16 protein-coding genes are annotated in these 13737 nt (G+C 33.0%); 6 read left to right on the top strand and 10 right to left on the bottom strand.

Annotated elements, in window-relative coordinates:
• Window positions 1–13 precede the first annotated feature (13 nt).
• On the top strand, window positions 14–1243 hold the full coding sequence (locus HA148_RS02940) for a glutathione S-transferase (RefSeq protein ID WP_209130041.1): 1230 nt from the start codon (window positions 14–16) through the stop codon (window positions 1241–1243).
• A gap of 8 nt (window positions 1244–1251) precedes the next feature.
• Here HA148_RS02940 and dnaA read toward each other — a convergent pair whose 3' ends face one another.
• The gene (dnaA, locus tag HA148_RS02935; RefSeq protein ID WP_209130040.1) at window positions 1252–2643 is read right to left on the bottom strand and encodes a chromosomal replication initiator protein DnaA; all 1392 of its coding nucleotides are present in this window, start codon (window positions 2641–2643) and stop codon (window positions 1252–1254) included.
• A 187-nt stretch (window positions 2644–2830) separates the two neighbouring features.
• On the opposite strand from dnaA, the gene HA148_RS02930 reads away from it, so the two are divergent.
• Together HA148_RS02930 and HA148_RS02925 are read left to right on the top strand one after the other, a co-directional pair.
• Window positions 2831–3442 carry a TIGR04282 family arsenosugar biosynthesis glycosyltransferase gene (locus HA148_RS02930; protein ID WP_209130039.1) on the top strand — a complete coding sequence of 204 codons (612 nt, stop codon included), beginning with the start codon at window positions 2831–2833 and terminating at the stop codon, window positions 3440–3442.
• A gap of 5 nt (window positions 3443–3447) precedes the next feature.
• Window positions 3448–4134, top strand: coding sequence for a TIGR04283 family arsenosugar biosynthesis glycosyltransferase (locus tag HA148_RS02925; protein ID WP_209130037.1), 687 nt, complete (start codon window positions 3448–3450; stop codon window positions 4132–4134).
• Here the strand turns inward: HA148_RS02925 and HA148_RS02920 are convergent.
• The 3 genes from HA148_RS02920 to hisG are packed head-to-tail and all read right to left on the bottom strand — an operon-like array spanning window position 4131 to window position 7108.
• Entirely contained in the window at window positions 4131–4661 is a 531-nt protein-coding gene (locus HA148_RS02920; RefSeq protein ID WP_209130035.1) for a GNAT family N-acetyltransferase, read from the bottom strand. The genes HA148_RS02925 and HA148_RS02920 overlap by 4 nt on opposite strands.
• On the bottom strand, window positions 4661–6457 hold the full coding sequence (locus HA148_RS02915; RefSeq protein ID WP_209130033.1) for an ABC transporter ATP-binding protein: 1797 nt from the start codon (window positions 6455–6457) through the stop codon (window positions 4661–4663). The genes HA148_RS02920 and HA148_RS02915 overlap by 1 nt, the downstream gene beginning before the upstream one ends.
• Window positions 6458–6469: 12 nt before the next feature.
• Window positions 6470–7108 carry an ATP phosphoribosyltransferase gene (gene hisG, locus HA148_RS02910; RefSeq protein WP_209130031.1) on the bottom strand — a complete coding sequence of 213 codons (639 nt, stop codon included), beginning with the start codon at window positions 7106–7108 and terminating at the stop codon, window positions 6470–6472.
• A gap of 40 nt (window positions 7109–7148) precedes the next feature.
• On the opposite strand from hisG, the gene gloB reads away from it, so the two are divergent.
• The 3 genes from gloB to HA148_RS02895 all read left to right on the top strand — a co-directional run bounded on the left by gloB (window position 7149) and on the right by HA148_RS02895 (window position 8619).
• The gene (gene gloB / locus HA148_RS02905; protein ID WP_209130029.1) at window positions 7149–7889 is read left to right on the top strand and encodes a hydroxyacylglutathione hydrolase; all 741 of its coding nucleotides are present in this window, start codon (window positions 7149–7151) and stop codon (window positions 7887–7889) included.
• 24 nt (window positions 7890–7913) lie between these two features.
• Complete coding sequence (locus HA148_RS02900) at window positions 7914–8306, top strand: Rid family detoxifying hydrolase (RefSeq protein ID WP_025924297.1); 393 nt, start codon at window positions 7914–7916, stop codon at window positions 8304–8306.
• A gap of 85 nt (window positions 8307–8391) precedes the next feature.
• Window positions 8392–8619 (top strand): DUF3136 domain-containing protein, encoded by a 228-nt coding sequence (locus HA148_RS02895; protein ID WP_011862573.1) that lies wholly within the window; start codon window positions 8392–8394, stop codon window positions 8617–8619.
• Window positions 8620–8624: 5 nt separating this feature from the next.
• Here the strand turns inward: HA148_RS02895 and HA148_RS02890 are convergent, their stop codons facing one another.
• The 6 genes from HA148_RS02890 to HA148_RS02865 all read right to left on the bottom strand — a co-directional run bounded on the left by HA148_RS02890 (window position 8625) and on the right by HA148_RS02865 (window position 13722).
• The gene (locus HA148_RS02890; protein WP_209130026.1) at window positions 8625–8864 is read right to left on the bottom strand and encodes a 4a-hydroxytetrahydrobiopterin dehydratase; all 240 of its coding nucleotides are present in this window, start codon (window positions 8862–8864) and stop codon (window positions 8625–8627) included.
• 74 nt (window positions 8865–8938) lie between these two features.
• Window positions 8939–9187: a carboxysome peptide B gene (locus tag HA148_RS02885; RefSeq protein WP_025924295.1), complete on the bottom strand. Its 249-nt coding sequence runs from the start codon at window positions 9185–9187 to the stop codon at window positions 8939–8941.
• 17 nt (window positions 9188–9204) lie between these two features.
• Window positions 9205–9456 carry a carboxysome peptide A gene (locus tag HA148_RS02880; protein WP_012007372.1) on the bottom strand — a complete coding sequence of 84 codons (252 nt, stop codon included), beginning with the start codon at window positions 9454–9456 and terminating at the stop codon, window positions 9205–9207.
• Between the two features lie 2 nt (window positions 9457–9458).
• A complete protein-coding gene (locus tag HA148_RS02875; RefSeq protein WP_209130024.1) occupies window positions 9459–10988 on the bottom strand; it encodes a carboxysome shell carbonic anhydrase in 1530 nt (509 codons plus the stop codon).
• Window positions 10989–10995: 7 nt separating this feature from the next.
• Window positions 10996–13290, bottom strand: coding sequence for a carboxysome assembly protein CsoS2 (gene csoS2, locus HA148_RS02870; protein WP_209130022.1), 2295 nt, complete (start codon window positions 13288–13290; stop codon window positions 10996–10998).
• A gap of 90 nt (window positions 13291–13380) precedes the next feature.
• Window positions 13381–13722, bottom strand: a complete 342-nt coding sequence (locus tag HA148_RS02865) for a ribulose bisphosphate carboxylase small subunit (RefSeq protein ID WP_011862568.1) — start codon at window positions 13720–13722, stop codon at window positions 13381–13383.
• Window positions 13723–13737: the final 15 nt, after the last annotated feature.

The following is a 13737-nucleotide window of genomic DNA, read 5'->3' as shown; positions in this document are numbered from 1 at the left end:
TTTAATTCAAATAATGAATGGGATTTTGACATGGGATGATTTAAATAAATTTGAAGTTGAAGATCTGGATAGAGTCCATGGTATAAATAATTCCTACGCAAATTTAAGATTATTTGGACATAGTGAAAATGATGTATTAGTTACCTTCTATAGGGATAGGCATTCTTGGTGTCCTTACTGTCAGAAGATATGGTTATGGCTTGAATTTAAGAAAATTCCATACAGAGTCAAGAAAATTAATATGTTTTGCTACGGCCAAAAAGAAAAATGGTTCCTTGAAAAAGTCAGATCGGGGAAATTACCTGCAATTGAATTTAAAGGGCAAGTTATAACTGAAAGTGACAATATCATAGCTTTTCTAGAAAATGAATTTGGAGCACTTGGATCTTTTATTACATCTAGTCACCTTATCAAAATTCGAGACTTAGAAAGAGAAATTTTCAGATCCTGGTGTAATTGGCTATGCCGTGAAAGCTATAATTTTCTAGATAACTCTTTTAGAAAAAAAAGATTTAAAGAATCCATTTCTAAACTCGATGAAATCTTAACTAGATCAAAATCAGGTTTTGTTGATCCATCAGTATCTAATACAGGTGATATAGAGCCTGGTGTTGGAGATATAATTTTTATACCCTATATGGAGAGAATGAATGCATCACTTACTTATTATAAAGGGTTTAATTTAAGATCTTATTACCGTCATGTAGATAATTGGCTTACTCTTTTTGAAGGGACAAGTGCTTATAGAGGCACTCAAGGAGATTTTCATACTCACTCTCATGATTTACCCCCACAAATGGGAGGATGTTATAAAGAAAGCAATGAAAAACAGATTACTTTCTCTAAGCTAGTAGATACTGGTGAGGGTCTAGGAAATTATGAATTAAATAAAAATTATGATTCAAAATATTACGCTAAAATTGCTCTTAAAAGAGTGATAAAGCACAAAGATAATTTACTAAAAGTAAACCCATACAATAAAGAATCCTTTGAGGAATCATTGAGATCAGCTTTAACCCATATGGTCAAAGGTGAAGTATTAATCCCTAAAAAACTTTCAGGAATATCTTTAAGATACTTAAAAAATAGAATCTCAGTTCCAAGAGATATGCCAATTATTTCAGCAAGGTTATTAAGACAATCATTAAATAAAATTGAATCGCTTAGTGATATTAATGAAATAGATAAGATACCTTTTAGGCACAGATATGATCAAGATCCTAAAAATTTTATTTCTAGTTAACAAAAAAACTATAAATTTTTTCTTGAATCTATTTGCAGTAAATCCCTTATTTTTTGAACTTGACTTGCAACATTAGGATCAATAGACAATTTCTTTTCAACTTGTTCAATAGCATACATAACTGTTGTATGATCTTTGCCCCCAAACTCATCTCCAATTCTTGGTAGGCTTAGATCAGTACCATGTCGCATAAGATACATGCCTATTTGCCTAGCTTGACTTACTGGTTTTCTCCTACTTGAACTAATCAATTCATCGGTAGAAACTTTAAAGAAATCTGAAACTTTATTAATAACTTGTTTTGGAGTAACAACTACTCCAACACTATTTGGATCAAGCATTGGAGCAATTGATTGGACTGTCATTGGCAAGCCAGTTATTGATGCAAATGCGACAGCTCTTGTAAATGCTCCCTCCAATTCTCGAATATTCGAAGTGAATCTTCCTGCTATAAATTGAATTAAATCTCTTGGAAGACTCATCATCTCTTGTTCTGCCTTCTTTTGAAGGATGGCTGTCCTTGTCTCAAGGTCAGGGGGTTGAATATCTGCGGTCATACCCATTGAGAACCTAGAAATTAATCTCTCTTGAATTCCCGATAATTGATTTGGGGGTCTATCACTTGCAATAACTATTTGACTGCCTGATTCGTGAAGAGCGTTAAAAGTATGGAAGAATTCTTCCTGCGTATACTCTTTGCCTTCTAAGAACTGTATATCGTCTATTAAAATCAAATCTACATTTCTATATTTATCTCGAATAGCTGTCATTCCATCTCTTCTAATACCACTAATAACATCATTAGTAAAAGTCTCTGTAGATACATATTTAACTTTTGCTTCTGGATCTATCTCTACTCGATAATGCCCTATTGCTTGCATTAAATGAGTTTTACCAAGACCTACTCCACCACAAATAAATAATGGATTAAATTCTCTCCCAGGTGATTCGGCAACTGCCAAAGCCGCGGCATGAGCTAACCTACTATTTGGACCTACAACAAATCTTTTAAAGACGTAGCGCAAATTTAGACCGTTGGGATTTTTAGATCTATTTTTTGAAGAAATATCTTGACTATTATGAAATGATTTTGTCTTATGACTCACGATCTGTTCATCTAGGTTCTCTTTATTTGTTGAATCGCTACTAATATTTTCTTCAGATTTAAAAACAACTTTTACATCATGGCCGCATATTTCTTTTGCAGCCTTTTCGATAGTTTGACAATAATTCTTTCTTAACCAATCACTGGAAAATGTATTTGGAGCAATTAAGGTTAATAAGCCATTTTCAAAACAGTTAAATTTAGCAGGCCTTATCCATGTCTCAAATGAAGGCTTACTTAAACTTTTTTGAAGTGATTGTTGAACTTCCGCCCAAATAGGATTAATTGCTTGCAAAATTTTTTTCTCTAGATTATTAATCTAGTTGGAATTTACTAATTGGCCATTAGGAAATCACAAGATCACGACAAATTTAAAATTACTTAACAAAGCATCATACAAATTTATAAGAAAAAAAATTTTTTTAAGGCATATAATTATTATAAAACGGCATAAATTATTGGATAAAGCATTACTTATTATCATGGCAAAATGGCATGGTTTTGGTAGATGCAAAACAAGATTATCTAAAGATATAGGTAAAAGTAATTCTGCAAAGGTTCAAAGTGTAATGACCAAACACACTATTTCAGTCGCAAAATCTCTCCAAGAAAATCAACTAATTGATATTTCTATTGCTATATCTGGTTTGGGGTTAGGTAATTGCAGAAGATGGACTAGAGAGTTAGGCATTAAAAAATTTAATTTACAGGGGAAGGGCTGCTTGGGAGAAAAAATGAAACGGCAAATAATTATCAACAAAAAATTTTGTGCAAGACATAAGATCAAAAATATTATTTTTATTGGTACTGACCTTCCAGATTTATGCCATCAAGATTTATTGAATACTCTAAAAGAGCTTCAACAAAATGATCTTATTTTAGGACCATCTAATGATGGTGGATATTGGCTTATTGGTTTATCAAAAAAAATAATGTCGTCGCATATATATTTACCTTTTATAAACATAAAGTGGGGGACAGAAAATGTTCTTCAAAATACAATTGATAATTTCGCTTCTACAAAATTAAAATATAAGTTTTTAGATAAAAAAATAGATATAGATACAATTATTGATATTGAAAATAGGAAGTAATCGACTTGTCAAAAATCTCAATTATCATTCCAACTATTAATGAGGCTAATAATTTACCATTATTGCTTTCAGACTTGTCAAGTATGCAGAAAGAGGGTGAAATCATAATTGTTGATTGTGGAAGTGAAGATAAAACGCTTGATATAGCAAATATTTATGGAGCGAAAGTATTTTTATCCAAAGAAAGGAATCGAGGTTTACAATTAGATATTGGAGCTAAAAATTCAAAAGGAGAGTGGCTCATATTTTTACATGCGGACACAAGATTAACTAATGATTGGTTTAAAAAAATAAATTCATTTTTGAATGGAAACAAGAATAGTATTTACTATTTTGAATTCAAAATTAATCACAAAAAGATAATTTATAGAGTCCTCGAAATTCTCGTGAATTTTAGAAGTAAATTTTTTAAACAACCGTATGGTGATCAAGGTTTAATAATTCATAGAACTGCCTATTTTAAGAATAATGGTTTTAGAAAGATACCTTTGATGGAAGATGTAGATTTTTTAAGGAGATTAAACCAAAAAAAAAATTTAAAACAATTAAATTTACCTATTTTTATAAGTTCAAGGAAATGGGAAAGAACTAATATTTTTATCCAAGCAATTAAGAACTGGCACTTTAGGAGAAGATGGTTAAAAGGCGAATCGTTAAAATCTATATATTCTGACTACTATAAAAATGATTAATTTGCATACCAAAAAGCACATTTAGAGCCTTTAGGTTCTAATATCCAACCTTGTCTTTTGTAAAATGACACCACTTCAGCATCAGCAAAAAGGGTTACTTTAGAAATTCCAATATTTTTCAATTCTTTTAGGACATATTTCATTAACTCTTTCCCCAATCCAATTCCTTGGTAGACAGGGTTAATAGCCACATCCCAAACTGTTGCTTCTAGAATTCCATCTCCAGTACATCTTGCAAATCCTACTAGTCTGGGGAATTTATTATCATGACGCCATAAACCAACCACCAAAATACTGAAATCCAAAGCTCTTTTTACCCTCCTTATAGGTCTTCTGCTCCATCCAACAGTTTGCAAAAGTTGATCTAGTTCTATTAGATCTAGATCTTTATTTTTACTACATACAAATATTTCTTTTTTATTTGTTTGAGTAAACTCATAAGAATTTAAACCATATAGATCTATTAGCACATCCATTGATATGCTGTTTGATTTTTTTATTAAAGATCCTTGGTTTCTAAAAATCATTAAAAATTTGCAAATCCTTTTTGTTGAAGCTCAGAGAGTTGAAAATATAAACCCTTTTTCATCCTTAATTCACTATGTGTTCCCTCTTCAACTAATGAACCCCCTTTTAAGACTAAAATCTTATCAGAACTTTCAATAGTTGCTAATCTGTGAGCTATTACTAATGCTGTTCTTTTTGACAGAATTCTCTCAAGATCTTTCTGCAACGTAGCCTCTGTAGAGGGATCCATAAACGCTGTTGCTTCGTCCATTATTAATACAACAGGATTTCTAATCGCTACTCTAGCTACTGAAAGAAGTTGTCTCTCACCAGAAGAGAGATTCCCCCCTCTTTCTCTTAGTGAGGTGTTCAAACCTTCAGGTAACTTTTTCAACAAATTATCTAACCCTAATTCTTTACAGAGATTTTCTAATTCAAAATTATCTATATTCGAATTTAGTTTCAAATTATCTGCGACGTTTCCACTAAAGATAAAGGTATCTTGCAAAACTACCCCCAACATATTTCTAAGAGTTGCAATAGGAATGTCTTTTATATCTATATCATCAATTAAAATTTGGCCAGATTGAGGTTCATACAATCTACTTAATAGTCTTATTATCGTAGTCTTACCTGAACCAGTTGGCCCTACAAAAGCCACATGCTCTCCTGGATTGATTATGAAAGATAAATTCTTTATGATGTGTTCTCCTTCGTTATAGAAAAAATTTACATTCCTGAACTCAATTTTGCCATTAAATTTCTTATTTAAATTTTTTGCATTTTCTAAAAAATGTTTTGCGGAAATTGAGTCCTTAATCTGTATTTCTTCATCCAGTAATTCATTTATTCTTTCTACAGCTGTTAAACCTCCTTGTATCTGAGTAAATCTTTCTGCAAGCTGTCTTAGAGGTTCAAAAAGTCTTTGGGAATATAATATAAAAGTTGTTAATGTTCCTAAACCAATATTTCCAGAAGTTACAAAATATCCTCCAACTGCTAAAACCAAGGAAACTGCTGCAAGAGAAATCCATTCTATAAATGCCGAAATACTGCTGTCATAAAATATTGTTCCATTTACTGCTTTCTTATAAGCAATTCCAGTATTGGAAAATTTCTTGCTATTGAAAGCCTCTCTTCTGAACATCTGAACGACTTCTAAACCTTGAAGATTCTCTTGAAAATCAGAGTTGAGTTGAGACAATTCTTCTCTTACTTGATAATTGGCTCTTCTATAACGTTTTTGAAGCCAAATAATAAAATATGATACTGGGATTTGAGTTAGAAGTAATAAAATTGCAAGTCCTCTATCAATTGACAGCATTGTCAAAGAAATTACTATCAAACTGACGAAGTCAGCAATGACTCCAACTGCACCACTCCCAAAAACCTCGGCTAAAGCATCAACATCATTTGTTAATCTAGTTAATAATTTCCCTACAGGCATTTTGTCGTGATACCTAAGAGATAAAGATATTGAATGATCAAAAAGTTCTCTTCTTATTCTTGCTGTCAAACGTTGTCCCACTGCTTGGATGTTGTAAGTTTGGTATCCCTGTAGAACTAATCTAAATAGAACTGTTATAAATAAAGTTAATATTATGGCATTTATTGACTGCCCAAAGTAAGTTTTACTTAGCCAAACATCGGTATTTTCGTTCTTGAGAATAGTAATTGCTTGACCAAGTAATAATGGTTGAATAGCTCCAGAGAAAGAAACAGGTAACAAAACTATTAAAATTAAATAGATTGTTTTTTTATCTTTAGTTAAATATTTACCTAACTTTTTAATCCTTCTAAAATCTTTAAAAAACATTTAGCTAATCTTCTATAAAGCATTTTTTGATTCTATTGATAAAATTGTATCTCTGAGATGATTATCATCTAACCTCATAGATAAAGGATTTCCAATTAGTCTTGCAGTCGAGTAGAAAAGATCATCTATTTTAATTAAACCATTCTCTTTCAGAGTCTTTCCTGTTGCCACCAAATCAACTATTGCCTCTGCCATACCTGTAATAGGACCAAGCTCGACTGAACCTGTCAAATGAACTATCTCTACAGGAATATTTAATTCTTCAAAATAAGATCTTGCTGTTTTTATAAATTTACTAGCTACTTTACAATTCGCTGGAAGATCTGTTGGTTTTGAATAATTACTATTTTTCTTAACCGCTAACGACATATGACAACCCCCAAATCCTAAATCTAATAACTTTGCAACTTTTAATTCAGATTCTCGTAAAACGTCATACCCAACAATACCCAAATCAGCCTGACCATAACTTACATAAACAGGAACATCTCCATTTCTTACTAATAGAGCTTTAGCCCGTTTGCAATTTGATTCAAAGGTTAATGATCTATTATTTTCGTCTAACGCGTCAGAGAAATCTAGCCCAGCTCTTTTAAAAGTTGAAATTGAATCTTTTAACAGAGCTCCCTTTGGTAAAGCTATAGTGAACATAGATCAATTTCTTCCAAGGATTCTTCATTCTAAGTTAACAATGGAATTTAATAAAGCTCGAAATATAATCGGACTTAGAGTTTTGAGTGATAACGTTATTTGGTTGTGGGTAAAAGATAAATCCGTTGTAGTTGTAGATCCATCTGTTCACGAACCAGTTGTTAAATATATAAATGAAAACAATTTTCACTTAGAAGCTATTTTGCAAACTCATCATCATTCAGACCATATTGGAGGAACGAAGTCCCTTATTAAAAGATGGCCGAATGTAAAGGTTATTGCCTCCTCCAAAGAAAAAAAGCGCATACCATTTCAAAATGTATCTGTAGAAGATGGAGAAACTTTAAATATTTTAGATGAAGAAGTAAAAATAATTGAAGTATTGGGACATACAAGCTCACATATTGCCTTCTTTTTGAAAGGTGAAAACCCTGTTCTTTTTATTGGTGACACATTATTTTCTGGAGGCTGTGGAAGAATTTTTGAAGGAACTTATCAACAAATGTATTCTTCACTAGAACGAATCAAATCTTTACCTAAAAATACTCACATATATTGTGCGCATGAATATACAAAGTCAAATATATTGTGGGCATTAAATCTGAAACCTAAAGATCAAGATATAAAAAATAAACTTTCGGAAGTTGAAAAAAAACATTCTCTTAATGAATTGACAATTCCATTTTTACTTGATGAAGAGATGAAAATAAACCTTTTCTTAAGAGCAAAAAATTTAGAAGAATTTACTTTTTTAAGAGAAAATAAAGATTTATGGGTTTAAATAGATAGGTATCTTCTTAAACAAATGTCCCCCAAACAAGTAATTAAAACATCAAATGCTCCAGATCCAGTAGGACCTTATAATCAAGCTATAAAAGCTGGGGATTTTATCTATTGTTCTGGTCAAATTGCTATAGACCCAGCTTTAAATGAAATAACATGTTTAGGCGATATAGAGAAGGAAACTATTCAAGTTTTAAAAAATCTCGCAGAAGTTCTTAAAGCTGGTGGAGCAAAAATAGAGGATGTAATAAAAACAACTATTTACTTAACTGACTTAAGTAATTTTCAAATTGTCAATAAAATATATAGTGATTTTTTTAATATAGAGAATCCCCCAGCAAGAGCCTGTGTGGAAGTTTCATCTCTACCAAAAGGAGTTTTAGTTGAAATAGATTGCGTCGCATTTCTAGATTAATTTCTAATTATTGAGAAATTTGAAATATGAACCAATTGTGCACCATAGTTGTATAGATTATTAGTTGATAATTCATCTTTGATTTATGTCAGCAGCAAAGCTTAATATAGATGAACTAGAAGCAGGTTATCCTTTATTTTGCAAAGCTCTTAGACTATTAATTTTAAAAGGAAACTCAGTTAAAGATATTGAAAAGACAGTGTGTTGGAGTCATCTTGAAACTTTAAATAGATGTCTGCCTGGCAGATATAAAGCACCAACATATTTAATGGCTTTAATCAAAAGAGATATTGCAAAGCCAAATAATTATTAAAAAAACTAATCTTCTAGATAAAATTTATCAATATCCATTGAAAAGTCTTTTTCTTTATCTGATATTTCTTTATCGTCTAAAAATATTGAAAGACTTACAAAATTCTTTCCGAAGCTGATATTGGGATAGATATCCCTTTCTTTACATAATTTCTCAATTTCACCCATGAATTTACTAATTTTTGAGTATTGATCAAATTCAAATCTTTTTTCAATCCTCGAAGGTGATTCTCTTTCTTTCCACATTACATTCTTTATTCAAGACTAATTACACTATACCTTCAACAAAGTTTCTCAATAAATTTTTGGAGATAAAATTTTTAGTCACTCTCCCAATAATCAATAATCCCGCCAATTGTTAAATCGGTTTGAACTTCTGGATTAGGGCATGCAAATCTAGCGGCAGAGCCACTAGCAGTAAAAACCCAGTTACCTTCTCTAGCTCCAACAGGATCAACAGCAACTAATTTCTTTCCTTTATTATTTTCTAAAATTCGTAAATTCATATGACCTAAGCCAGGGACTCTTTGAGTGCATACCATCCTTCCTAATACCTTCATAATTTCCACAATTTATATCCTCCTTTTTATGACTTGTTAGGATCCCAATGATCAATAATTCCAACAATCGTTAAATCGCTTGGATAAGATTTACTTCCCGCAGCTTCTCTAGCAGCAGAACTTCCGACACAAATAACCCAATCTCCTGGCTTACAGCCAACAGCATCAACTGCAACTTTATTAGAAGAACCATCTAATACAACCTGCAGATGTTTATGTTCAAAACCAGGAATCCTATTGGTAGAAACAAGTGGTTTTACAACCTTGCAAATTAACATAATTAGTGAGCCTCCTCTGTTTTTTTATCTAAAGACATTCCAATAATTTGGGCGGAATGAATTTTGTCCCTATCTCTAATAGTAGAGCAAGTATGTAACAAACCTTGATCAACTAAATTTTTATATCTAATTGATATCGCATTATTAACTCTTACACAATCATTTATTGCCCTCTCTTTTGCGCCAGGTACTTTTCCAGAGTAATCAAATCTTATTACTACCGGAATAGGTAGATCTTGAGAAACATTTAATCCAGTAAAAATCTTTACTCCAACATCTAAATCCGGAGCCCCTTCTTCGACTGTATCTAAATGAGCAAAATAAGTTAAATTTCTGAGATGTACTTCTTTGAAACCTATACCTACTCCAATAAACCTCTCTGCATGTCCAATATCTTCATATGAACCATTATGAAAACTCTTAACATAATCAATTTGAGAAATATTATTGACAATTAATTTATATGTAAATTTTTCCAGTCCACTGAGTTTATCTTTTGAAGATTGCTTAGAAATTGTCTGGCAAATTTCTCTTTCCGCATCCTCTTTCGAAAAATTTATTGTTGAATTATAAATTTCTAATGTAGAAATAGTTTTTTCTAAATCTATACCGCCATCGCTATTTGATAAATGTATTTTTAATGAATCAGTGTCTGTATCAAGTCCAATTAACATCAAATCCACAGAAGCTCCGCAGCAAAAGCTATTCTCTACAGCCTCTTTGAAAGCATATAATTTATTTCTACCTTCAGCTGCAGCTAACTCGTCATTACTGCCATGAGCTGCGCATCCCTGATGTAAAGGATCTACTGAACTAAAATGATAAGTTACAACTTTTAAGTACCTGGTATCTTTATGAGCTTCATTAGGAACATTCTCTCTATATCTTTTATGTTCAGTTTTTACCCATCGATTAACGGTATTTTCAATATCAAACAGTGCTCCAGCATGGGATCTTCTCCTTACTGAACTAAAAGGTATTCTCATTACATAAGCAACTGAATGAGCTAACCTTCCATCTGAACAAGGAGTTATATCAAGTAAATGTATTCCACAATCTAAGAGAAATTTTTCAAAATCTTCCGCATCCCTACTTCCAGCAGCACCTTCAAGTGGATCATTGTTAAAAAAATTGTCGCTAAGTTTCTTGTGCTGTTTGAAAGCACACCATGCATATAAAGCTCTCATATCAAGAGGTTTAACCCAAGATTTATCTAATACATGGAGAGGTAAATCTATTCCCAAATTTTTTCTTGATATTTTCTGAGCCTTATTTATAAAATCTTCGTGATGTTGGATTCGAGCAATTTCCTTGAGAGTTGGAACAATTTCGTCAAAATCACTTTTTATTTTGCTTTCATACCTAAATAGATTTTCATTTTGAATATTATTGGTTAATTTATGAGACTTTCCAGAATTTCGGAAATTATTTGATTCTTTAGTTTGTATATGTATATTTTCAGTAAAGGTTTTCATTGGAGCGGTTGGCCCCAATGTGAAATTCTTGGCTTTAGCCAGTCCTCTTAAAGGCATTATTTACTTAACCTCTTGCACCGCCTGAAAAGGTAACAAGTTGTCCTTCACGAGTATTTCCACTAGATCCAGTTATCAAGAAATCTGGTTTTTCTGTTTCCTCATTCCTTTTAACTTCCATAGGGGGCATTGCGCTCATGAATCCTGCTCTTGATGGATTTCGCTTTCTAGAAGAAGCTCCCTCTGTGCCTGTTACCTTATCACCGCGATCCCAATCATCACCAGTTACGTTTCCTACTGATTGTCCTTCTCCAGTAATCCTTGATGCGACTCTTTTTTCTGGTGTCTTTGCAGCACGGTCTACCTCTTCAATTTCCATTTTTTGTTTATAAGTAATATTTTTATTCGGTTCAAATCTAAATTTTTCAGTGCCAGTGACCTTGTCAACTGCCATATCAAAAGGTCCTGTTACCTTTGAACCATTTTCATATTCATTACCCGTAACACCTTGAGTATTTTTTTCAGAATATTTATCTCTTGATGGTGATTTAACAGAGAATTCCTTCCAAGAGTTACCTGCCGACTTTTCCGGATTCGCATAAGCCGCATCATGTGCAGGATTATCACAAGCTTGTGAGAGCTGATCTCCACCAACATAGGGAGTCCCTGTTAGATTTTTACAAGCACCTTTCTTAGCACCTGTCATTACTCCGCCAATTCCTGGTTGCTGTCCTGTAAGTCTGGCATTTGAATTATTTCCAGAATTAACTGTTGCTCGGGATTTCATATCTTCTGAAATCTCAGTACTACAATTTTCATTAATCTGATCTAAGCCTGCGTATGGTGTTCCTGTTAACACTTTGCATGAACCTGGTTCATCTCCAGTTACTATTTCTGATCTTCCTGTCATAGTGCCGCTTATTAAATTTGACTTTGAAGAAAGGCTTAAACCTACTTTTCTAGCTTCTGGTTTTGGTTTTGAACCGCAAAACTTCTCATATTGTTGAGATCCTATGTACTCATCGCCAGTTACATTCTTACAACTCCCATGTTCATTACCTGTCATATGGTCTGATCTTCCAACCCCTGTACCAGTTACATTATTCCCATTAAGAGTGTTGTAACTGCCTACTTTTTCAAATGCTTTACCTTTTGGATTTGGCTCAGAGCCAAGATATTGATCTCCAGTTAATTGATGTCCAGAACCTGATTCATCTCCAGTAACTAGGGTGGATCTACCAGGTAGTGATCCAGATACTTTTAATCCATCGGTTGTAGTGCTGTGTTTAACCTTGGAAGGATTTCTTGGGACATCACCACAATACTTCTGCGATTGATTAGAAGATACATATTCAGTACCTGTAAGGTTTTTACACGTTCCTGGCTCATCGCCTGTGACCCTATCAGATCTACCAACTTCATTTCCAGTTACTTTATTACCTGATGTTGTAGAGGTAACAGTAGATCTAAGTGGCTGTTTATAACTTGGTCTATCTTGACAAAATTGATCAGTAACTTCTGCTCCCATATATTGGGTACCAGTTACAGTTCTGCATGTACTTGCTTCATTACCTGTAGTTTTTACAGATCTATTAGCTTGAGTTCCAGTAACTATTTGACCTGAATCAGTTTCACTTTTACCAACTTTCCAGCTAGCATCTGCAATATTTTGTTTGGCACCATTTTTGTTTGGACCACATGGTCTACATTTACCATTACCTTTTTTGCCTGTGGCACCAGTTTTACTTCTTAGCTCTCTCACTCTCTGAGAAATTTCTCTACTACTTAAATCTGGGTCTCCCCTTCTAGCTAATGAAGCGGCACTAGTATTTTGTTTAGTTGCAGATTTACCATGTTTAGATTGAGCTTCTCTTCTCGCCAAAACAATATCTCTACTTGTATTAGTAATAGGCTTTCTCTTCTGATTAATTCTTCTCTTAACGTTGGGTTTTAAGGACTTAGATTCTGTACTAGTTGAATCCTGAATTTCTTGATTTTTACTTATAGTTGGTTTAACTGCGGTTAAAGGACTTTCTTTTTTAACATCAGTACGGGTTCTATCGGATGAAGTTATAGCTGATTTCCCGTGGGTAGACATTGCTTTTCTTCTCTCTATTACTAACTCTTTACTAGATAAAGTTGTTGAAGAATTTATGTTTACCTGAGTTTTTGGAATATGTTTTGTAGCTGGTTTAGAAATATTATGATTATTAGGAGAAGACTGAGTCCCAGAAATCTGTATATCTTGAGAAGATCGAACTCTATCTTTGGTAGTTGAAGAATAAGCAGCAGCTTTTTTACCGCTATCACTCATCGCCTTTCTTCTTTCAAGTGCAATCTCTCTACTGGTTTTTTTTGACATGATCTTCAAGTTTAAATTCTTTAAAAAGACTTTTGAAAAACTTTCTCCAAAAATTTTTTTGGAGAAAGATATTAACTACGAAAAGTAGCTTTAACGTCCTTGGAAAACTACAAAAGCTGTTCCTTGACTTTGAGTGTAAGCATCGTATCCGATGATTCTTACATGATGATCAGGGTATGCTCTATGGCATGCCTCTAATTCGCTCACGATCAAGTTAAGATCTTTTTCCCCAAAGAATGGGAGTTTCCAATAAGACCAATAAGTTTGCATACATCCACTTGGATGAACATGCTCAATAACTGGACTCCAACCTTGAGCAATTATGTACGCAATTTGGTCATATATTTCTTCCTGGGTCATCGGTGGTAAAAAACCGAATGTTTCCAGGGTTGCAACTGTTTGATAGTCGCTTACTGTGCTCTGGAAAGGCATAATTAATCAAAATGT

It is taken from the genome of Prochlorococcus marinus XMU1405 (assembly GCF_017696275.1).
Lineage (GTDB): Bacteria > Cyanobacteriota > Cyanobacteriia > PCC-6307 > Cyanobiaceae > Prochlorococcus_A > Prochlorococcus_A marinus_AB.
This window is presented reverse-complemented; position numbering and strand designations above follow the sequence as displayed.